Annotated in this window: 16 protein-coding genes; 11 read left to right on the forward strand and 5 right to left on the reverse strand. The window is 60.9% G+C overall.

Going from position 1 to position 19795, the window contains the following annotated elements; all coding sequences use genetic code 11:
* The 5 genes from ACMYUN_RS22885 to ACMYUN_RS22905 all read left to right on the forward strand — a co-directional run bounded on the left by ACMYUN_RS22885 (position 1) and on the right by ACMYUN_RS22905 (position 6828).
* A complete protein-coding gene (locus tag ACMYUN_RS22885) occupies positions 1–942 on the forward strand; it encodes a rhodanese-related sulfurtransferase (protein WP_016770934.1) in 942 nt (313 codons plus the stop codon).
* A gap of 35 nt (positions 943–977) precedes the next feature.
* Complete coding sequence (locus ACMYUN_RS22890) at positions 978–1580, forward strand: DsbA family protein (RefSeq protein WP_178081144.1); 603 nt, start codon at positions 978–980, stop codon at positions 1578–1580.
* Complete coding sequence (locus tag ACMYUN_RS22895) at positions 1573–3390, forward strand: ABC transporter ATP-binding protein (RefSeq protein ID WP_415761846.1); 1818 nt, start codon at positions 1573–1575, stop codon at positions 3388–3390. Before ACMYUN_RS22890 ends, ACMYUN_RS22895 begins: the two co-directional genes overlap by 8 nt.
* A gap of 137 nt (positions 3391–3527) precedes the next feature.
* Positions 3528–5987 (forward strand): EAL domain-containing protein, encoded by a 2460-nt coding sequence (locus tag ACMYUN_RS22900; protein ID WP_415761847.1) that lies wholly within the window; start codon positions 3528–3530, stop codon positions 5985–5987.
* Between the two features lie 79 nt (positions 5988–6066).
* The gene (locus ACMYUN_RS22905) at positions 6067–6828 is read left to right on the forward strand and encodes a TenA family transcriptional regulator (RefSeq protein ID WP_404822179.1); all 762 of its coding nucleotides are present in this window, start codon (positions 6067–6069) and stop codon (positions 6826–6828) included.
* 102 nt (positions 6829–6930) lie between these two features.
* Here the strand turns inward: ACMYUN_RS22905 and ACMYUN_RS22910 are convergent, their stop codons facing one another.
* Entirely contained in the window at positions 6931–7857 is a 927-nt protein-coding gene (locus ACMYUN_RS22910; RefSeq protein ID WP_415761848.1) for a GGDEF domain-containing protein, read from the reverse strand.
* 156 nt (positions 7858–8013) lie between these two features.
* Here ACMYUN_RS22910 and ACMYUN_RS22915 point away from each other — a divergent pair, with 156 nt between their 5' ends.
* Complete coding sequence (locus tag ACMYUN_RS22915; protein WP_415761849.1) at positions 8014–8232, forward strand: hypothetical protein; 219 nt, start codon at positions 8014–8016, stop codon at positions 8230–8232.
* Here the strand turns inward: ACMYUN_RS22915 and ACMYUN_RS22920 are convergent.
* From ACMYUN_RS22920 to ACMYUN_RS22935, 4 genes are all read right to left on the reverse strand, one after another.
* A complete protein-coding gene (locus ACMYUN_RS22920) occupies positions 8219–8959 on the reverse strand; it encodes a YciK family oxidoreductase (protein ID WP_039760054.1) in 741 nt (246 codons plus the stop codon). The genes ACMYUN_RS22915 and ACMYUN_RS22920 overlap by 14 nt on opposite strands.
* Positions 8960–9206: 247 nt before the next feature.
* Positions 9207–9878 carry an N-acetylmuramic acid 6-phosphate phosphatase MupP gene (mupP, locus tag ACMYUN_RS22925; RefSeq protein ID WP_039760052.1) on the reverse strand — a complete coding sequence of 224 codons (672 nt, stop codon included), beginning with the start codon at positions 9876–9878 and terminating at the stop codon, positions 9207–9209.
* A 4-nt stretch (positions 9879–9882) separates the two neighbouring features.
* The gene (ubiG, locus tag ACMYUN_RS22930; protein ID WP_039760050.1) at positions 9883–10581 is read right to left on the reverse strand and encodes a bifunctional 2-polyprenyl-6-hydroxyphenol methylase/3-demethylubiquinol 3-O-methyltransferase UbiG; all 699 of its coding nucleotides are present in this window, start codon (positions 10579–10581) and stop codon (positions 9883–9885) included.
* 58 nt (positions 10582–10639) lie between these two features.
* Positions 10640–11974 (reverse strand): TRZ/ATZ family hydrolase, encoded by a 1335-nt coding sequence (locus ACMYUN_RS22935; protein WP_415761850.1) that lies wholly within the window; start codon positions 11972–11974, stop codon positions 10640–10642.
* Positions 11975–12082: 108 nt separating this feature from the next.
* Here ACMYUN_RS22935 and mtnA point away from each other — a divergent pair, with 108 nt between their 5' ends.
* The 5 genes from mtnA to hisC all read left to right on the forward strand — a co-directional run bounded on the left by mtnA (position 12083) and on the right by hisC (position 19773).
* Positions 12083–13159 carry an S-methyl-5-thioribose-1-phosphate isomerase gene (gene mtnA / locus ACMYUN_RS22940; protein ID WP_039760044.1) on the forward strand — a complete coding sequence of 359 codons (1077 nt, stop codon included), beginning with the start codon at positions 12083–12085 and terminating at the stop codon, positions 13157–13159.
* A 424-nt stretch (positions 13160–13583) separates the two neighbouring features.
* Positions 13584–16238, forward strand: a complete 2655-nt coding sequence (gene gyrA / locus ACMYUN_RS22945) for a DNA gyrase subunit A (protein ID WP_415761851.1) — start codon at positions 13584–13586, stop codon at positions 16236–16238.
* Between the two features lie 229 nt (positions 16239–16467).
* Entirely contained in the window at positions 16468–17553 is a 1086-nt protein-coding gene (gene serC, locus ACMYUN_RS22950; RefSeq protein WP_415761852.1) for a 3-phosphoserine/phosphohydroxythreonine transaminase, read from the forward strand.
* A complete protein-coding gene (pheA, locus tag ACMYUN_RS22955; RefSeq protein ID WP_415761853.1) occupies positions 17553–18647 on the forward strand; it encodes a prephenate dehydratase in 1095 nt (364 codons plus the stop codon). The genes serC and pheA overlap by 1 nt, the downstream gene beginning before the upstream one ends.
* Positions 18648–18660: 13 nt before the next feature.
* Positions 18661–19773, forward strand: coding sequence for a histidinol-phosphate transaminase (gene hisC, locus ACMYUN_RS22960; protein ID WP_415761854.1), 1113 nt, complete (start codon positions 18661–18663; stop codon positions 19771–19773).
* Positions 19774–19795 lie beyond the last annotated feature (22 nt).

Below are 19795 nucleotides of genomic sequence, written 5' to 3' on the forward strand. Positions count from 1 at the left end.
ATGACACAACCGATTGTCGTGGCGGCACTGTACAAGTTCGTCACCCTCGAAGATTACGTTGACCTGCGCGAGCCACTGCTGCAAGCGATGGTCGACAACGGCATCAAAGGCACTCTGCTGATCGCCGAAGAAGGCATCAACGGCACGGTTTCCGGCAGCCGTGAAGGCATCGACGGCCTGCTCGCCTGGCTCAAGAACGATCCACGCATGGTCGACATCGATCACAAGGAATCGTACTGCGATGAGCAGCCGTTCTATCGCACCAAGGTCAAGCTGAAGAAAGAGATCGTCACCCTCGGCGTCGAAGGCGTTGACCCGAACAAGAAGGTCGGCACTTACGTTGAGCCGCAGGACTGGAACGCGCTGATCAGCGACCCGGAAGTGCTGCTGATCGACACGCGCAACGATTACGAAGTGTCGATCGGCACCTTCGAAGGTGCCATCGATCCGAAAACCACCAGTTTTCGCGAGTTTCCCGACTACATCAAAGAACACTTCGACCCGGCCGTGCACAAGAAGGTCGCGATGTTCTGCACTGGCGGCATTCGCTGCGAGAAAGCCTCGAGCTATATGCTCGGCGAAGGTTTCGAAGAGGTCTACCACCTCAAGGGCGGCATCCTGAAGTACCTCGAAGAGGTGCCGCAGGAAGAAACCAAGTGGCGCGGCGATTGCTTCGTCTTCGACAACCGCGTGACCGTGCGCCACGACCTGACGGAAGGCGACTACGATCAATGTCACGCCTGCCGCACGCCGGTCAGCGTTGAAGATCGCGCCTCCGAGCACTACGTCGCCGGCATCAGTTGCCCGCATTGCTGGGACAAGCTCAGCGAGAAGACCCGGCGCAGCGCCATCGATCGGCAAAAGCAGATCGAACTGGCCAAGGCGCGCAACCAGCCGCACCCGATCGGCTACAACTATAAGCAAGCATCCACCGAGGCTTAACCATGTCTGCGCGCCTGCTCTATGTGATGGATCCGATGTGTTCATGGTGCTGGGGGTTTGCTCCGGTGGCCAAGGCACTGGTCGAGCAGGCGCAGGCAGCCGGGGTCGAGCTGCATCTGGTGGTCGGCGGCTTGCGTACCGGCAGCGGGTCGGCGCTGGAGCCGACCACGCGGCGCTACATTCTTGAGCACTGGCAGGCGGTCACCGAAGCCACCGGCCAGCCGTTCAAGCTCGACGGTGCGTTGCCCGACGGCTTTGTCTATGACACTGAGCCTGCCTGTCGCGCTATCGTCACCGCGCGCAGTCTGGCGCCGGATTGCGCGTGGACACTGGTCGGGCTGATCCAGCAGGCGTTTTACGCCGAAGGACGCGATGTCACCCAGGCCAGCGTGCTGGTCGAACTGGCGGAGCAGGCCGGTGTGCCGCGTATCGAATTCGCAGCGTTGTTCGATCATGCCGATCAGCACAAGGCGACCCAGGCCGACTTCACTTGGGTTCAGGATCTGGGCATCGCCGGTTTCCCGACCCTGCTGGCCGAGCGCAACGGGCAACTGGCGCTGCTGACCAACGGCTATCAACCGCTCAGCGAGCTGTCGCCGTTGCTCGGCCGCTGGCTGGAGCGCGCGGCCTGTGTCTGACCGCGCCGATGACACGCCAGCCGTAGAGCGTGTCGACCGGCTGAGCTGGGCTGAAGTCCGGCGTCTGGCACTGCATCACAAGAAATCCCTGTGGATCGCCAACGGCGTGGCCGTGCTGGCGACGCTGTGCAGCGTGCCGATCCCGTTGCTGCTGCCATTGCTGGTCGACGAGGTCCTGCTCGGCCACGGCGATGCCGCGCTGAAAGTGATGAATCATTTTCTGCCGGGCATGTGGCAGCAGGCGGCGGGTTATATCGGCCTGATGCTGGTGGTGACCCTGACCTTGCGTTGCAGCGCCCTGTGTTTTGGCGTGTTGCAGTCGCGGCTGTTCGCGCGGCTGGCCAAGGACATCGTCTACCGCATTCGCGTGCGCCTGATCGAACGGCTCAAGCGCATTTCCCTCGGCGAGTACGAAAGCCTCGGCAGCGGCACGGTGACCACGCACCTGGTCACCGATCTGGATACCCTCGACAAATTCGTCGGCGAAACCCTCAGCCGCTTCCTCGTCGCCATGCTGACGCTGGTCGGCACCGCCAGCATCCTCGTGTGGATGCACTGGAAGCTGGCGCTGCTGATTCTGCTGTTCAACCCGTTGGTGATCTACGCCACGGTGCAGTTGGGCAAACGCGTCAAGCACCTGAAGAAGCTCGAGAACGACAGCACCTCGCGCTTCACTCAGGCGCTGAGTGAAACCCTCGATGCGATTCAGGAAGTGCGCGCCGGCAACCGTCAGGGCTATTTCCTCGGGCGCCTCGGTTTGCGCGCGCAGGAAGTGCGCAATTACGCGGTCAATTCGCAGTGGAAAACCGACGCGTCGAATCGCGCCAGTGGGTTGCTGTTCCAGTTCGGCATCGACATCTTCCGCGCGGCGGCGATGCTCACCGTGCTGTTTTCCGACCTGTCGATCGGGCAGATGCTCGCGGTGTTCAGTTACCTGTGGTTCATGATCGGCCCGGTCGAACAGCTGCTCAATCTGCAATATGCCTACTACGCAGCGGGTGGCGCGCTGGCGCGGATCAATGAATTGCTGGCCCGCGCCGACGAGCCGCAGTATCCCGGCGGCGTCGATCCGTTCAAGGGCCGCGAAACCGTCGGCATCGAGGTGCAAGGCCTGAGCTTCGGTTATGGCGACGAACTGGTGCTGGATCAGATGAACCTGTCGATCCTGCCCGGTGAAAAAGTCGCGATCGTCGGGGCCAGCGGCGGCGGTAAAAGTACCTTGGTGCAATTGCTGTTGGGCCTGTACACGCCAGCAGCCGGGACCATTCGCTTCGGTGGATCGACCCAGCAGGAGATCGGACTGGAGACAGTGCGCGAAAACGTCGCTGTGGTGTTGCAGCATCCCGCGCTGTTCAACGACAGCGTGCGCGCCAACCTGACCATGGGTCGCATGCGCAGCGACGAAGCCTGCTGGCAGGCGCTGGAAATCGCGCAAATGGCCGCGACCATTCGCGCGCTGCCCAACGGCCTCGACAGCATCGTCGGGCGCTCCGGCGTGCGTCTGTCCGGCGGCCAGCGCCAGCGTCTGGCGATTGCGCGGATGATTCTCGCCGAGCCGAAAGTAGTCATTCTCGACGAAGCCACTTCGGCCCTCGATGCCGCCACCGAGTACAACCTGCATCAAGCAATGGCGAAGTTTCTCCATGGCCGCACCACGCTGATCATTGCCCATCGCCTGTCGGCGGTGAAACAGGCGGACCGCGTGCTGGTGTTCGACGGCGGGCAAATCGCCGAGGACGGCGACCATCGCCAACTGATCGCCGACGGCGGTCTGTACGCCAAGCTCTACGGCAACCTGCAACAGCACTGATCGAAACCCTTGCCGGCCTGTCAGAGGTTCTGCGCGCGGTGTACAGCCGCGCCTTGCCTTGAACGAGAACCCCACCTAGTCTCGTCATAGCGAATTCGCCCGGAAGGCGAGCGGGCAGTGCTCATGCAAGGACTCTCATGAAGCAAAAGCAGACTCTGGGAACACCACGGTTGTTGGGTATCGTCTGGCCCTTTATTGCTGTCGTGGTGTTCCAGGCATTACTGGGGGGCGTGAGCCTTTACGTGCTTTCGGCCGTGCGTGGCTACGTGGCCGGCGAAAGCCTGTGGTCGAAAGGCCAGAAGGACGCCATCTATTACCTGAACCTCTACGCCGACAGTCGTGACGAGGCGATCTACCGCAAATACATGTCGGCAATCGCCGTGCCCCAGGGCGGACACGAGCTGCGCCTGGCGCTGGATCGTCAGCCGCCGGATCTGCAAGCGGCGCGCGAAGGCATTCTCAAGGGGGGTAATCACCCGGACGACGTCGCCAGCCTGATCTGGCTGTATCTCAATTTTCGCCATTTCAGTTATCTGGAAACCGCGATCGATCGCTGGACAATCGGCGATGCCTACCTCGACCGGCTGCACGAAGTCGCGCAGGAGATGCATCAGGGCATTGCGCAGAACCAGGCCAGCCCCGGCGATGTGCAGCGCTGGAAAGTACAGATCTTCGCCATCAACGATGCAGTAACTCCAGCCGCGAAAGCCTTCAGCGATGCCTTGGGCGAAGGCTCGCGGGTGATCATGCGCCTGCTGCTGTTCACCAATCTGGCCACCGCGCTGGGTCTGATCGTGCTGGCGCTGTGGCGCACACATAAACTGCTCAAGCAACGCCATGAATTTGCCCAGGCACTGCAGCTGGAGAAGGATCGCGCGCACATTACGCTACAGTCGATTGGCGATGGCGTGATCACCACCGACGTCAACGGCGCGATCGATTACATGAACCCGGCCGCCGAGGTCATGACCCACTGGAAGGCCGAGCAGGCGGCGGGCCTGCCGTTGTCGGCGCTGTTCAACCTGCTTGACGAGAACGCCCAGACCGAAGGGCTGACCTTGATCGAGCACATTCTCAGCGGCCAGCTCAGCGGCGGCAGCGAACATTCCAAGCTGATTCAGCGTCTGGATGGCAGCACGTTGTCGGTGACCCTGGTCGGTGCGCCGATCCGCAACGCCGGCAATGTCAGCGGCACGGTGCTGGTGTTGCACGACATGACCCAGGAGCGGCAATACATCGCCAATCTGTCCTGGCAAGCGACCCACGATGCGCTGACCGGGCTGGCCAACCGTCGCGAATTCGAATATCGCCTCGAGCAGGCCTTGCACAACCTGACGCGCCAGCCCGGGCGGCATGCGCTGATGTTCCTCGATCTGGATCAGTTCAAACTGGTCAACGACACCTGTGGCCATGCGGCAGGCGATGAGCTGTTGCGGCATATCTGCACGCTGTTGCAATCGGGCCTGCGTGAGGGCGACACGCTGGCGCGGCTGGGTGGCGACGAGTTCGGCATTCTGCTTCAGAACTGCCCGCCAGAGGTGGCGGAGAAGATTGCCGAGAGCCTGCGCCAGACGGTGCAGAACCTGCATTTTGTCTGGAAAGGGCGGCCATTCCTGACCACCGTCAGTATCGGCCTGGTGCATGTCGCACAAAATCCGACCACCCTCGAAGCCTCGTTGCGCGCGGCGGACATGGCTTGCTACATGGCCAAGGAAAAGGGCCGCAATCGCGTGCAGGTCTATCACGCCGACGATTCAGAACTGTCCATGCGTTTCGGTGAAATGGCCTGGGTGCAGCGCCTGCACATGGCGCTGGAGGAAAACCGTTTTTGCCTGTATGCCCAACAGATCGCGCCGCTCAAGCCGCAAGCTGGCCAGGCCGGGCACATCGAGATCCTCCTGCGTTTACATGATGAATCGGGGCGGATGATTCTGCCTGACAGCTTTATCCCGGCGGCGGAGCGATATGGTCTGATGACCCAGTTGGATCGCTGGGTAGTTGAAAATGTTTTCAAGGTTATTGCTCAGTGCATTGAACAGGAACATGAACTTCCTTTAGCGATGTGTGCGATTAATCTGTCAGGCATTACTATCGGAGATGACGCTTTTTTGCACTTCCTGCGGGAACAGTTTGTTAACTACGCTATACCGCCTGAAATGATTTGTTTTGAAATTACTGAAACCAGTGCAATCGCAAATCTTGGCAGTGCAATTCGTTTTATCAATGAACTCAAAGGCTTAGGTTGTCACTTTTCCCTGGATGACTTTTGTGCCGGAATGTCTTCATTCGCTTACTTGAAACATTTGCCTGTAGACTTCCTGAAGATCGACGGGAGTTTCGTAAAGGACATGCTGGACGACCCGATTAATCGGGCAATGGTCGAAGTGATCAATCACATCGGCCATGTTATGGGTAAGCAGACAATTGCCGAGTTTGTTGAAACTAACCAGATCGAACAGGCGTTGCTTGAAATAGGTGTGGATTACGCTCAGGGATATGTTATCGAGCGTCCGCAGTTGTTTACCTGTGACAGTTTGCAAAGTCGCCCTGCCAGACCGCAGCCGTTGTTGTTCAAAGCGCCTGGCACGTTCCGTTGAAGTCTCTCGCCGATCCTTGCCATCACAACTCAAAAGGAGCCGAACAGTGATCGACACATTCAACCGAACCGGACCCCTCATGGAAGCTGCAAGTTATCCTGCCTGGGCGCAACAGCTCATCAAGGATTGCAGCGAGAGCAAGCGCCGGGTTGTCGAGCATGAACTTTATCAGCGCATGCGCGACAACAAACTCAGCGCGAAAACCATGCGCCAGTACCTGATCGGGGGCTGGCCGGTAGTCGAGCAGTTTGCCTTGTACATGGCGCAGAACCTCACCAAGACCCGCTTCGCCCGCCATCCCGGCGAGGACATGGCGCGGCGCTGGTTGATGCGCAATATCCGCGTCGAACTCAACCATGCCGACTATTGGATGCACTGGAGCCGCGCCCATGGCGTCAGCCTCGAAGATCTTCAGGCCCAGCAAGTGCCGCCGGAGCTGCACGCCCTGAGTCACTGGTGCTGGCATACCAGCTCGGCAGATTCGCTGATCGTGGCAATTGCCGCGACCAACTATGCGATCGAGGGCGCGACCGGGGAGTGGTCAGCGGTGGTCTGCTCGACCGGGGTCTACGCGGCGGCGTTTCCAGAGGAAGATCGCAAACGCGCGATGAAGTGGTTGAAGATGCATGCCCAGTACGATGATGCCCACCCGTGGGAAGCGCTGGAAATCATCTGCACCCTGGCCGGCATGAACCCGAGCAAGGCTTTGCAGGCAGAGCTGCGTCAGGCGATCTGCAAGAGCTACGACTACATGTACCTGTTCCTGGAACGGTGCATGCAGCTTGAAACTTCGGAGCGCTTGCTGGTCAACCGCGAGCGCAGGACCGTAACCGAAAGCTGATCGAACTGTGGGAGCGAGCCTGCTCGCGAAAGTGGTGGGTCATTCAACGACTCGTTGTCTGACACTCCCTCTTCGCGAGCAGGCTCGCTCCCACAATGATTTTTAGCCGGCCATCGCCAGCCGGTTACGCCCTTCGCGCTTTGCGACATAGAGCGCACTGTCGGCCCGACGCAGCAAGCTGTCCGCCGACTCGCCCGGCAACAACGTCGAGCATCCCAGGCTCACGGTGATCTCGATCAACTGGCCATCGGCAAAGTATTCCTCCGACTGCGTCGCCTGGCGCAAACGCTCGCCGACCATCGCTGCCGCCTCGCGACCGGTGTTGGACAGCAGGATCAGAAACTCTTCGCCGCCATAACGGAACACCATGTCGACGTTGCGCAGTTGCGCCTTGATCGACGCGGCAATGGCTCTGAGCACCTCATCACCGGCGCCATGCCCGTGGTCATCGTTGACCCGTTTGAAGTGGTCGATGTCGAGCATCAGCACCGACAGCGGCTGCACATGGCGGCGCGACATGTCGATCTCGCGCTGCAAGGTCTGCTCCATGGCAACGCGGTTGCCGGCGCCGGTCAATGGATCGCGCAAAGCACTTTGGGTTGCAGCGCGATAGAGCAGGGCGTTGCGCATCGGATACAACAAGCAGGACAGCAGCGACTCGAGTCCGCCCTGTTCCTTGTCGTTGAAACGCTGATTGCGACGGAAGATCAGTTCGCCCATGTGCTCACCTTCGTGGCTCAGGGTGTAGCTGACCGAATGATGACCGCGCGCGCCGAACTCCAGGCGCAGGTCGCTGGCCTTATGCACATAGCTGAGGGCGTCCAGCGGCACCAGGCGCTGGATTTCGCGAAAGAACAGGCCAAGGATGCGCTGTGGCTCAAGGCTGGTTTGCAGTTGCAGGCTCATTTGCTGACGCAGTTGCGCCAGGCTGGTCGGGCGCTCGATCAGCGCCGGTAGTTGACCGAAGCCCAGGCGCTGCAATTTGGCACTGTCGAAGTCAATTGCATGGGTCTGGGAAGGAGATTTCATATGGCGTGAGCCCCTAAGCAGTAAGTCTGTCTTACAGGCTGGGTGAGAGCGGCTATGGGCTGCGCGTCGTACTGATCCATCAGTCCCGTAGGACGTTTGGCGTAAGTTTAGTCTGCCGCAAGACGATCAGTCAGCTATCGAAATCGGCGTTGCCCCATGGCCATCACACGGCATGTTTTGAGGGAATTTAGAGCGAAACCCGTGCCATTCGGTTCGATTTTATTTAAAGCTTTTCGAATCAATGACTTGCTGGCAACCGTGGAATTGTCGCGCTGGGTTATTGGCAGCTTTGTGACGGTTTCAAGCGGCAATGGCTTGCCGCGACAGCATTCTGCCGCGGCAACAAATGCGACGTATGGCGTTATTGGGCGTTGAAAGCCTGGCCATTGACGCCCGCGCTGTCGGGGCCCATCAGGTACAGATACACCGGCATGATCTCTTCCGGTGTCGGGTTGTTCAGCGGGTTTTCCCCCGGATACGCCTGCGCGCGCATGCTCGTGCGGGTGCCGCCCGGGTTGATGCTGTTGGAGCGTAACGGCGCAACGCCTTCCACTTCATCGGCCAGGGTTTGCATCAGGCCCTCGGTGGCAAATTTCGACACACCGTAAGCGCCCCAGTACGCGCGACCCTTGCGTCCGACGCTGCTCGAGGTGAACACCACCGAAGCATCCTGGGATAGCTTGAGCAACGGCAGCAGGGTGCTGGTCAGCATGAACATCGCGTTAACGTTGACCTGCATGACGCGCATGAAGTTTTCGCCGGACAGTTGTTCGATCGGCGTGCGCGGTCCGATGATCGAAGCGTTGTGCAGCAGGCCATCGAGGTGGCCGAACTCGGTTTCGATCATCGCTGCCAGCTCATCGTACTGATGGGGCAGGGCGGTCTCGAGGTTGAACGGGATCACCGCCGGTTGCGGGTGGCCCGCTGCTTCGATTGCGTCATAGACCTCGGTCAGATTGGCTTCGGTCTTGCCCAGCAGCAGCACGGTGGCGCCGTGGGCTGCATAGGTTTTCGCCGCAGCCGCGCCGATGCCACGGCCGGCACCGGTGACCAGAATGACCCGGTCCTTGAGCAATTCAGGGCGAGCGGTGTAATCAAACATAAAAACCTCATAGTCCATTTCATGAAGACCTGCTTCACCCCTGTGGCGAGGGGGTTTATCCCCGTTCGGCGGCGAAGCCGTCGCAAAACCTGTGTGTCACATTGCCTGGATCAGAGCGGGGGCCGCTTCGAGCCCAGCGGGGATAAATGCCCTCGCCACACAGGGAGCTTGCAACAGTCAGGTCGGCAGCTGCACAGCCCAGCGGGGATAAATCCCCTTGCCACACAGGGAGCTTGGCGCAGTCAGGTCAGCAGCTGCACAGCGCGCTGTCGAGTACCTTGCGCAACTCCAGCGGGTGATCCACCACCACGTCTGCGCCCCAATGCCGTGGGTTGTCATCCGGGTGGATGTAGCCGTAAGTGACCGCAGCGGTCTTGGTGCCGGCATCGCGGCCGGATTCGATATCGCGCAGATCATCGCCGATAAACAGTACGGTCGACGGATCCAGATCAAGCATGTTGCAGGCGAGGATCAAAGGCTCCGGATCCGGCTTGCTGTTCTTCACATGATCCGGGCAGATCAGCAGCGCCGAACGCTCGGCCAGCCCCAGACGTTGCATGATCGGCTCGGCGAAGCGCAGCGGTTTGTTGGTGACCACGCCCCAGATCAGGTTGGCCTTTTCGATGTCAACGAGCAGTTCGGCCATGCCGTCGAACAGTTTGCTGTGCACGGCGCAACCGACCAGATAGCGCTCCAGGAACTCCAGACGAAGTTCTTCGAAGCCCGGCGATTCCGGGTCCATCGAGAACGTCACTGCGACCATGGCCTTGGCCCCGCCGGAAATCTCGTCGCGGATGTGCTTGTCGTTGATCGGTGGCAGACCGCGATCGGCGCGCATCGCCTGGCAGATGGCGATGAAGTCCGGCGCGGTGTCGAGCAGGGTGCCGTCCATGTCGAAAAGTACCGCTCTGATGGCCATCGGCTTATTCCTCGCGCAGGGTCTGGATCATGTAGTTGACATCAACGTCGTTGGCCAGCTTGTAGTGCTTGGTCAGCGGGTTGTAGGTCAGGCCGATGATGTCCTTGACGGTCAGGCCGGCCATGCGGCTCCACGCGCCGAGCTCGGACGGGCGGATGAATTTCTTGAAGTCGTGGGTGCCGCGCGGCAGCAGCTTCATGACGTATTCGGCGCCGATGATCGCGAACAGATAGGCCTTCGGGTTGCGGTTGATGGTCGAGAAGAACACCTGGCCGCCCGGCTTGACCATGCGGAAGCAGGCGCGGATTACCGAGGACGGATCCGGCACGTGCTCGAGCATTTCCAGGCAGGTGACCACGTCGAACTGCTCGGGCATCTCTTCGGCGAGGGCTTCGGCGGTGATCTGGCGGTACTCGACGCTGACTCCGGACTCGAGTTGATGCAGTTGCGCGACCGCCAGCGGCGCTTCGCCCATGTCGATACCCATCACCGTGGCGCCGCGCTGGGCCATGGCTTCGCTGAGGATGCCGCCGCCGCAACCGACGTCGAGGACTTTCTTGCCGGCCAGATTGACCCGCTCGTCGATCCAGTTGACCCGCAACGGGTTGATGTCGTGCAGCGGCTTGAATTCGCTCTCGCGGTCCCACCAGCGATGGGCCAGGGCCTCGAATTTGGCGATTTCGGCGTGGTCGACGTTGCTCATGTTCAATTCCTCGAAAAACCTGAAAAGGGCTGTAGCCGCGGATATTGCGCCGCGGTGTTTACGATTCGGTGTGGCCGCTGATGCGCTGGCCCCAGTGGCGGGCGGTTGCGCCCAGCTGTTGTTCGTCCATGCGGGTCAAGCGCCGGTCGTCGAGCAGTTGCTTGCCGGCGACCCACAGGTGTTTCACGCAATCGCGCCCGGCGGCGTAGATCAGCTGCGATACCGGGTCATACACCGGTTGTTGCGCTAGACCGGACAGGTCGAAAGCGACGATGTCGGCGGCCTTGCCGAGCTCCAGCGAGCCGACCTGCGCCTCGATCCCCAGTGCACGGGCGCCATTGAGGGTGGCCATGCGCAAGGCGCGGTGGGCGTCCAGCGCGGTGGCGGAACCGGCGACGGCTTTGGCCAGCAGGGCAGCGGTGCGGGTTTCGCCGAGCAGGTCGAGATCATTGTTGCTCGCCGCACCATCGGTACCGACGGCGACGTTCACTCCAGCCTGCCACAAACGTTCGACCGGGCAGAAGCCGCTGGCCAGTTTCAGATTGGATTCCGGGCAGTGGATCACGCTGCTGTTGCTTTCTACCAGCAGCGCGAGGTCGTCATCGCTGATCTGGGTCATGTGCACGGCCTGGAAGCGCGGGCCGAGCAGGCCCAGGCGGCCGAGGCGTGCCAGTGGCCGTTCGCCGGTTTGCTCGACGGCCTGTTGCACCTCAAAGGCAGTTTCGTGGACGTGCATGTGGATTGCCGCGTCCAGCTCCTCGGCAATCACCCTGATTTTCTCAAGGTTTCCGTCGCCGACGGTGTACGGTGCGTGAGGGCCGAAAGTAATCTTGATGCGCTCGTGATGCTTGAGGTCGCCAAACAATTCGACGCCCTGACGAATGGCTTCGTCGGCACTGCTGGCGCCGGGGATGGGGAAATCGAGGATCGGTATGGCGATCTGTGCGCGAATGCCGCTGTTGTGCACACGCTCGCTGGCGACCTTGGGGTAGAAATACATGTCGGAAAAACAGCTGATGCCGCCCTTGATCTGCTCGGCAATGGCCAGGTCGGTGCCGTCGCGGACGAAGTCCTCATCGACCCATTTGCCTTCGGCCGGCCAGATGTGGTTTTCCAGCCAGGTCATTAATGGCAGATCGTCAGCCAGGCCACGGAACAGCGTCATCGCCGCGTGGCCGTGGGCGTTGATCAGTCCCGGCGCCAACAGAACGTCCGGCAGTTCACGGATTTCTGTCGCGTTACACTTCAACGCTTCGGCGCGCGGGCCGATAAACACGATGCAACCGTCGCGGATGCCCAAGCCGTGCTCCTTGAGCACCACCCCTGCGGGTTCGACGGGGACCAGCCAGGTCGGCAGCAATAACAGGTCGAGCGCAATGGCAGGTTTCGGCATCGAGGGTCGGTTCCAGTGCTTTTGTAAAGGATGGCGAAGTATACCCGAGCGTCTTCGCGGGGGGATCGCTATAATCGGCGGCTTTTGTTCATGAGTGCGGGGTGTGGGATGCGCGATCGACTGTTGGCTGCGGAGAAAGTGAAGGCCATCGATTGGCGTGATGGCGCGCTGCACCTGCTGGATCAGCGTATTTTGCCGTTCGAGGAAACCTGGATCGCCTACACCAGCGCCGCCGGCGTGGCCGAGGCGATTCGCTCGATGGTTGTGCGTGGCGCGCCGGCCATCGGTATCAGCGCGGCCTATGGCATCGTCCTCGCAGCGCGGGCGCGGATTGCCGAAGGCGGCGACTGGTACGCGGCGCTGGAAGAGGATTTTGCCCTGCTGGCGGATTCGCGTCCTACTGCGGTCAATCTGTTCTGGGCGCTGGGGCGCATGCACGATCGCCTGGATCGTTTGAAAAGCAACGCCGATCCGCTGGCGGCGCTGGAAGCCGAAGCCGTCGCCATTCACGAAAGCGACCGCGAGGCCAACCTGACCATGGCGCAGCTTGGCGTCGACCTGATTCGCAAGCATCAGGGCAACGCTCAAGCCATCCTGACCCACTGCAACACCGGCGCGCTGGCCACTGGCGGGTTCGGTACTGCGCTGGGGGTGATCCGCGCTGCTTATATAGAGGGCATGGTCGAACGCGTTTACGCCGACGAAACCCGGCCATGGCTGCAGGGCTCGCGCCTGACCGCGTGGGAGCTGGCCAACGAAGGCATCCCGGTGACCCTTAACGCTGACTCCGCCGCCGCGCACATCATGAAAACCAAAGGCGTGACCTGGGTGATCGTCGGCGCTGACCGCATCACCGCCAATGGCGACGTGGCGAACAAGATCGGCACCTATCAACTGGCGGTGAACGCCATGCACCACGGCGTGCGTTTCATGGTGGTGGCGCCGAGTTCGACCATCGACATGAACCTCGCCAGCGGCGATGACATCCCGATCGAAGAGCGTGATGGCGCCGAACTGCTCGAAGTTGGCGGCAAACGCGTCGGTGCCGATGTTGAAGCGTTCAACCCGGTATTTGATGTCACTCCGGCGGATCTGATCGACGCGATCGTCACCGAGAAAGGCATCGTCGAACGCCCGGACACCGCGAAAATGGCCCAGCTGATGTGCCGCAAGCGCCTGCATTGAAGGGCTGTAGCGTCTGAGCGGGCCCCATCGCTGGCAAGCCAGCTCCCACAGGTTTTGTGCCCGGCATTGAACCTGTGGGAGCTGGCTTGCCAGCGATGAGGGCCTGAATGTCAATAAACAACTGTAAATCTGCCCCCGATTTCACATTCAAAGAAGCTCTGAGCCTCTCTCGTCCCCCTCAAGCCTGTCATCGGTCAACTAACTATGCTCCATGCGCATCTGGGGGATAGGTGCGTGGCGGCCTTTGTGATAACATCCGGCGTTTTCCGAGGCGGCTCCACGGAGCTGTCTTTACTGCGCAAATCCGCGATCCAAATGTTGATTTGTCGTAAGTCGGCGCATGGCACTCGGCCGGCCCCGACGAGCTTCGTTGCTCCCACATGGATATGACGAAGTTTCACCAGAAAAAGGAATCAGGCTTCTCATGGGCGAACTGGCCAAAGAAATCCTCCCGGTCAATATCGAAGACGAGCTGAAACAGTCCTACCTCGACTACGCAATGAGCGTGATCGTCGGCCGTGCACTGCCGGATGCGCGCGATGGCCTCAAGCCCGTGCACCGTCGCGTACTGTTCGCGATGAGCGAGCTGGGCAACGACTACAACAAGCCGTACAAGAAATCTGCCCGTGTCGTCGGCGACGTGATCGGTAAGTATCACCCGCACGGTGACACTGCCGTGTACGACACCATCGTTCGTATGGCCCAGCCTTTCTCCCTGCGCTACCTGCTGGTCGACGGCCAGGGCAACTTCGGTTCGGTCGACGGCGACAACGCCGCGGCCATGCGATACACCGAAGTGCGCATGACCAAGCTGGCGCACGAGCTGCTGGCTGACCTGCACAAGGAAACTGTGGACTGGGTGCCGAACTACGACGGCACCGAACTGATCCCGGCAGTCATGCCGACCCGCGTACCAAACCTCTTGGTCAACGGTTCCAGCGGTATCGCCGTGGGCATGGCGACCAACATTCCGCCGCACAACCTCGGTGAAGTCATCGACGGTTGCCTGGCCCTCATCGACAACCCCGAGCTGACCGTCGATGAGCTGATGCAATACATTCCGGGTCCGGACTTCCCGACGGCTGCGATCATCAACGGTCGCGCCGGCATCATCGAAGCCTACCGCACCGGTCGCGGGCGCATTTACATGCGTGCCCGCTCGATCATCGAAGACATCGACAAGGTCGGTGGCCGTCAGCAGATCGTCATCACCGAGCTGCCTTACCAGCTGAACAAGGCGCGTCTGATCGAGAAGATCGCCGAGCTGGTCAAAGAGAAGAAGCTCGAAGGCATCACCGAGCTGCGCGATGAGTCCGACAAGGACGGCATGCGCGTCGTGATCGAGCTGCGTCGCGGCGAAGTGCCTGAGGTGATCCTCAACAACCTCTACGCCCAGACCCAGCTGCAATCGGTGTTCGGTATCAACATCGTCGCGCTGATCGACGGCCGCCCGCGCATCCTCAACCTCAAGGATCTGCTGGAAGCCTTCGTCCGTCACCGTCGCGAAGTGGTTACCCGTCGTACCGTGTTCGAACTGCGCAAGGCGCGCGAGCGTGGGCATATTCTCGAAGGTCAGGCCGTTGCCCTGTCGAACATCGACCCGGTGATCGCCCTGATCAAGGCCTCGCCAACGCCGTCGGAAGCCAAGGAAGCGCTGATCAGCACGCCTTGGGAATCCTCTGCCGTGGTGGCGATGGTTGAACGTGCCGGTGCTGATTCGTGCCGTCCGGAAAACCTTGATCCGCAATACGGCCTGCGCGAAGGCAAGTACTTCCTCTCGCCAGAACAGGCCCAAGCCATTCTCGAGCTGCGCCTGCACCGTCTGACCGGTCTGGAGCACGAGAAGCTGCTGGCCGAGTATCAAGAGATCCTCAACCAGATCGGCGAGCTGATCCGCATCCTCAACAGCGCTGTGCGCCTGATGGAAGTGATCCGCGAAGAGCTGGAAGTGATCCGCGCCGAATACGGCGATGTGCGCCGCACCGAAATTCTCGATGCCCGTCTCGATCTGACCCTGGGCGACATGATCCCGGAAGAAGAGCGCGTCGTGACCATTTCCCACGGTGGCTACGCCAAGACCCAACCGCTGGCTGCGTACCAGGCTCAGCGTCGTGGCGGCAAAGGCAAATCGGCTACCGGCGTCAAGGACGAGGACTACATCGCTCACCTGTTGGTTGCCAACAGCCACACCACGCTGCTGCTGTTCTCCAGCAAGGGCAAGGTGTACTGGCTCAAGACCTACGAGATTCCGGAAGCCTCCCGCGCGGCCCGTGGTCGTCCGCTGGTCAATCTGCTGCCGCTGGATGACGGTGAATACATCACCACCATGCTGCCGGTCGAGGAATACACCGAAGGTCACTACATCTTCATGGCCACCGCCAACGGCACCGTGAAGAAGACCCCGCTGGAATCCTTCAGCCGTCAGCGCAGCGTCGGTCTGATCGCGCTGGAGCTGGACGAAGGCGACGTGCTGATCTCTGCGGCCATCACTGATGGTGAGCGCGAAGTAATGTTGTTCTCCGACGGCGGCAAGGTCACCCGCTTCAAAGAGTCCGACGTGCGTGCCATGGGCCGTACCGCTCGCGGCGTGCGCGGCATGCGTCTGCCGGAAGGGCAGAAGCTGATTTCCATGCTTATCCCGGAAGAAGGCAGCCAGATCCTCACCGCTTCCGAGCGTGGTTATGGCAAGCGCACCGCGATCACCGAGTTCCCTGAGTACAAGCGTGGCGGTCAGGGCGTGATTGCCATGGTCAGCAACGAGCGTAACGGCCGTCTGGTCGGCGCAGTGCAGGTGCTCGACGGCGAAGAAATCATGCTGATTTCCGATCAGGGCACCCTGGTGCGTACCCGTGTCGACGAAGTGTCGAGCCTGGGTCGTAACACCCAAGGTGTGACGCTGATCAAGCTGGCCAAGGATGAAACCCTGGTCGGGCTGGAGCGGGTTCAGGAGCCTTCGGAAATCGAAGGCGAAGAGCTCGAAGGTGAAGAGGGCGAGGAAATCGCAGGCGGCGTCGGCATCGACGAAGCGGGTGAAGACCAGCAACTCGACGCCGCAGCAGACGAAGAACCGCAGGAATAAGCGGACAAACGAGGGGGCGGATGAGAATTCGCCCCCTTGTTATTTGTCCGGTATGAAAATTTGCAACACTGCGGATGATCGTTCCCACGCTCTGCGTGGGAATGCCGCTGGGGACGCTCCGCGTCCCATGACGCAGAGCGTCATTGGATGCATTCCCACGCGGAGCGTGGGAACGATCAGCCGCAAACCAGAAGATTCAAGTGACCACCAAATCAGAGCGAGATTGGATGTGAGCAAGCGAGCCTATAACTTCTGCGCCGGTCCGGCGGCGCTGCCTGAAGCTGTCCTGCAGCGCGCCCAGGGTGAACTCCTTGATTGGCACGGCAAGGGTCTGTCGGTCATGGAAATGAGCCATCGCAGCGATGAGTTCGTGTCTATCGCCACCCAGGCCGAGCAGGATCTGCGTGACCTGCTGAATATCCCGTCGAACTACAAAGTGCTGTTTTTGCAGGGCGGCGCCAGCCAGCAGTTCGCGCAGATCCCGCTGAACCTGTTGCCTGAAGGCGGCTCGGCCGACTACATCGACACCGGTATCTGGTCGCAGAAAGCCATCGAAGAAGCCTCGCGCTATGGCCACGTCAACGTTGCTGCCACTGCCAAGCCTTACGACTATTTCGCCATCCCAGGCCAGAACGAGTGGAACCTGTCGAAAGACGCCGCGTACGTTCACTACGCGCCGAACGAAACCATCGGCGGTCTGGAATTCCAGTGGATCCCGCAAACCGGTGACGTGCCGCTGGTCGCCGACATGTCTTCGGACATCCTCTCGCGCCCGGTCGACGTTTCGGGTTTCGGCATGATCTACGCCGGCGCGCAGAAGAACATCGGCCCGAGCGGCATCGTCGTCAACATCATCCGCGAAGACCTGCTCGGCAAGGCCCGCTCGCTGTGCCCGACCATGCTCAATTACAAGGTCGCAGCTGATAACGGTTCGATGTACAACACCCCGCCGACGCTGGCCTGGTACTTGTCCGGTCTGGTGTTCCAATGGCTGAAAGAGCAGGGTGGCGTCGAAGCGATCGCCAGGCTCAACGACGTCAAGCAGCGCACCCTGTACGACTTCATCGACGCCAGCGGCCTCTACAGCAACCCGATCAACAAGTCGGATCGCTCGTGGATGAACGTGCCGTTCCGTCTGGCTGACGATCGTCTGGACAAGCCGTTCCTCGCCGGTGCCGACGAGCGCGGCCTGCTCAACCTCAAGGGTCACCGTTCGGTGGGCGGCATGCGCGCCTCCATCTACAACGCCGTCGACATCACTGCGGTCAACGCGCTGGTGGCGTACATGGCGGAATTCGAGAAGGAACACGGCTGATGTCCGAGCAAGAACTCAAGGCACTGCGCGTTCGCATCGACGCTCTGGACACCAAGGTCCTCGAGCTGATCAGTGAGCGTGCGCGTTGCGCCCAGGAAGTCGCCCGCGTGAAGATGGCCTCGCTGGCCGAAGGCGAAGTGCCGGTGTTCTATCGTCCCGAGCGCGAAGCTCAGGTGCTCAAACGCGTGATGGAGCGCAATCAGGGGCCGCTGGGCAACGAAGAAATGGCGCGGCTGTTTCGCGAAATCATGTCGTCGTGCCTGGCGCTGGAGCAGCCGCTGAAAGTGGCCTATCTCGGCCCTGAAGGCACCTTCACCCAAGCGGCGGCGATGAAGCACTTCGGCCACGCGGTGATCAGCAAGCCGATGGCGGCGATCGACGAAGTGTTCCGTGAAGTCGCCGCCGGTGCGGTGAACTTCGGCGTGGTGCCGGTGGAAAACTCCACCGAAGGCGCGGTCAACCACACGCTGGACAGCTTCCTCGAACACGACATGGTGATCTGTGGCGAAGTCGAGCTGCGCATCCACCACCATCTGCTGGTCGGCGAAAACACCAAGACCGACAGCATCAGCCGCATCTATTCCCACGCGCAGTCGCTGGCCCAGTGCCGCAAGTGGCTGGACGCGCATTACCCGAATGTCGAGCGCGTCGCGGTGTCGAGCAATGCCGAAGCGGCCAAGCGGGTCAAGGGTGAGTGGAATTCGGCAGCGATCGCTGGCGATATGGCGGCGGGGCTGTACGGCCTGACGCGTCTTGCCGAGAAAATCGAAGATCGCCCGGACAACTCGACGCGCTTCCTGATGATCGGTAACCAGGAAGTGCCGCCAACCGGTGACGACAAGACCTCGATCATCGTGTCGATGAGCAACAAGCCCGGCGCGCTTCATGAGCTGCTGGTGCCGTTCCATGACAATGGCATCGACCTGACCCGCATCGAAACCCGTCCGTCGCGCAGCGGCAAATGGACTTACGTGTTCTTCATCGACTTCATCGGCCACCACCGTGATCCGTTAATCAAAGGTGTGCTGGAAAAGATCAGTCAGGAAGCAGTAGCACTCAAAGTGCTGGGTTCCTACCCGAAAGCAGTTCTCTAAGGGGCGGTAGCAAATGAGTGGCAACTTCCTCGCTCTGGCACAGCCGGGCGTGCAACAACTTTCGCCGTACGTTCCGGGCAAGCCTGTGGACGAACTGGCGCGCGAGCTGGATCTGGATCCGGCAAAAATCGTCAAACTGGCGAGTAACGAAAACCCATTGGGCGCCAGCCCAAAGGCGCTGGCGGCAATTCGCGAAGAGCTGGCCGAGCTGACCCGCTACCCGGACGGCAATGGTTTCGCCCTGAAATCACTGCTGGCCGAGCAGTGTCGCGTCGAGCTGAATCAGGTCACCCTGGGCAATGGCTCCAACGACATTCTTGAGCTGGTAGCCCGTGCCTATCTGGCCCCAGGCCTGAATGCGGTGTTCAGCGAGCACGCTTTCGCCGTCTATCCGATCGCGACTCAAGCGGTCGGCGCACAAGCCAAAGTCGTTCCGGCCAAGGATTGGGGCCATGACCTGCCGGCGATGCTTGCGGCCATCGATGCCAACACCCGCGTGGTGTTTATCGCCAACCCGAACAACCCGACCGGCACCTGGTTCGGCGCCGAAGCGCTGGACGAATTCCTGCAGGACGTTCCCGAGCATGTGCTGGTAGTCCTCGACGAGGCTTACATCGAGTACGCCGAAGGCAGCGATTTGCCGGACGGTCTCGATTTCCTCGCCGCATACCCGAACCTGCTGGTGTCGCGCACCTTCTCCAAGGCCTATGGCCTGGCCGCGCTGCGCGTCGGTTATGGCTTGTCGACGCCTGTGGTGGCGGACGTGCTGAACCGCGTTCGTCAGCCATTCAACGTCAACAGCCTCGCATTGGCGGCGGCGTGTGCGGCGTTGAAGGACGAGGAATATCTGGCGCAAAGCCGCCAGCTCAACGAAACCGGCATGCAGCAGTTGCAGGCGGGTTTCCGTGAGTTGGGGCTGGGCTGGATCGAGTCCAAAGGCAACTTCATCTGCGTCGATCTCGGCCAGGTCGCGGCTCCGGTTTTCCAGGGCTTGCTGCGCGAAGGCGTGATCGTGCGTCCGGTGGCCAATTACGGCATGCCGAACCACCTGCGGGTGACCATCGGTCTGCCAGCGGAAAACAGCCGTTTCCTTGAGGCGCTGCGCAAGGTTCTGGCTCGTGGTTGATGTCACTGCGCTGCAACCTGCT

The organism is Pseudomonas sp. CP4 (assembly GCF_047758505.1).
Lineage (GTDB): Bacteria > Pseudomonadota > Gammaproteobacteria > Pseudomonadales > Pseudomonadaceae > Aquipseudomonas > Aquipseudomonas fluorescens_AO.

Coding starts and splice junctions, on each gene's coding strand:
- ACMYUN_RS22900 (WP_415761847.1), top strand. CDS start 3,528: ATGAAGCAAAAGCAGACTCTGGGAACACCACGGTTGTTGGGTATCGTC.
- gyrA (WP_415761851.1), top strand. CDS start 13,584: ATGGGCGAACTGGCCAAAGAAATCCTCCCGGTCAATATCGAAGACGAG.
- ACMYUN_RS22905 (WP_404822179.1), top strand. CDS start 6,067: ATGGAAGCTGCAAGTTATCCTGCCTGGGCGCAACAGCTCATCAAGGAT.
- pheA (WP_415761853.1), top strand. CDS start 17,553: ATGTCCGAGCAAGAACTCAAGGCACTGCGCGTTCGCATCGACGCTCTG.
- ACMYUN_RS22935 (WP_415761850.1), bottom strand. CDS start 11,974: ATGCCGAAACCTGCCATTGCGCTCGACCTGTTATTGCTGCCGACCTGG.
- ACMYUN_RS22885 (WP_016770934.1), top strand. CDS start 1: ATGACACAACCGATTGTCGTGGCGGCACTGTACAAGTTCGTCACCCTC.
- ACMYUN_RS22915 (WP_415761849.1), top strand. CDS start 8,014: ATGGCCATCACACGGCATGTTTTGAGGGAATTTAGAGCGAAACCCGTG.
- ubiG (WP_039760050.1), bottom strand. CDS start 10,581: ATGAGCAACGTCGACCACGCCGAAATCGCCAAATTCGAGGCCCTGGCC.
- mtnA (WP_039760044.1), top strand. CDS start 12,083: ATGCGCGATCGACTGTTGGCTGCGGAGAAAGTGAAGGCCATCGATTGG.
- mupP (WP_039760052.1), bottom strand. CDS start 9,878: ATGGCCATCAGAGCGGTACTTTTCGACATGGACGGCACCCTGCTCGAC.
- ACMYUN_RS22910 (WP_415761848.1), bottom strand. CDS start 7,857: ATGAAATCTCCTTCCCAGACCCATGCAATTGACTTCGACAGTGCCAAA.
- hisC (WP_415761854.1), top strand. CDS start 18,661: ATGAGTGGCAACTTCCTCGCTCTGGCACAGCCGGGCGTGCAACAACTT.
- ACMYUN_RS22890 (WP_178081144.1), top strand. CDS start 978: ATGTGTTCATGGTGCTGGGGGTTTGCTCCGGTGGCCAAGGCACTGGTC.
- ACMYUN_RS22920 (WP_039760054.1), bottom strand. CDS start 8,959: ATGTTTGATTACACCGCTCGCCCTGAATTGCTCAAGGACCGGGTCATT.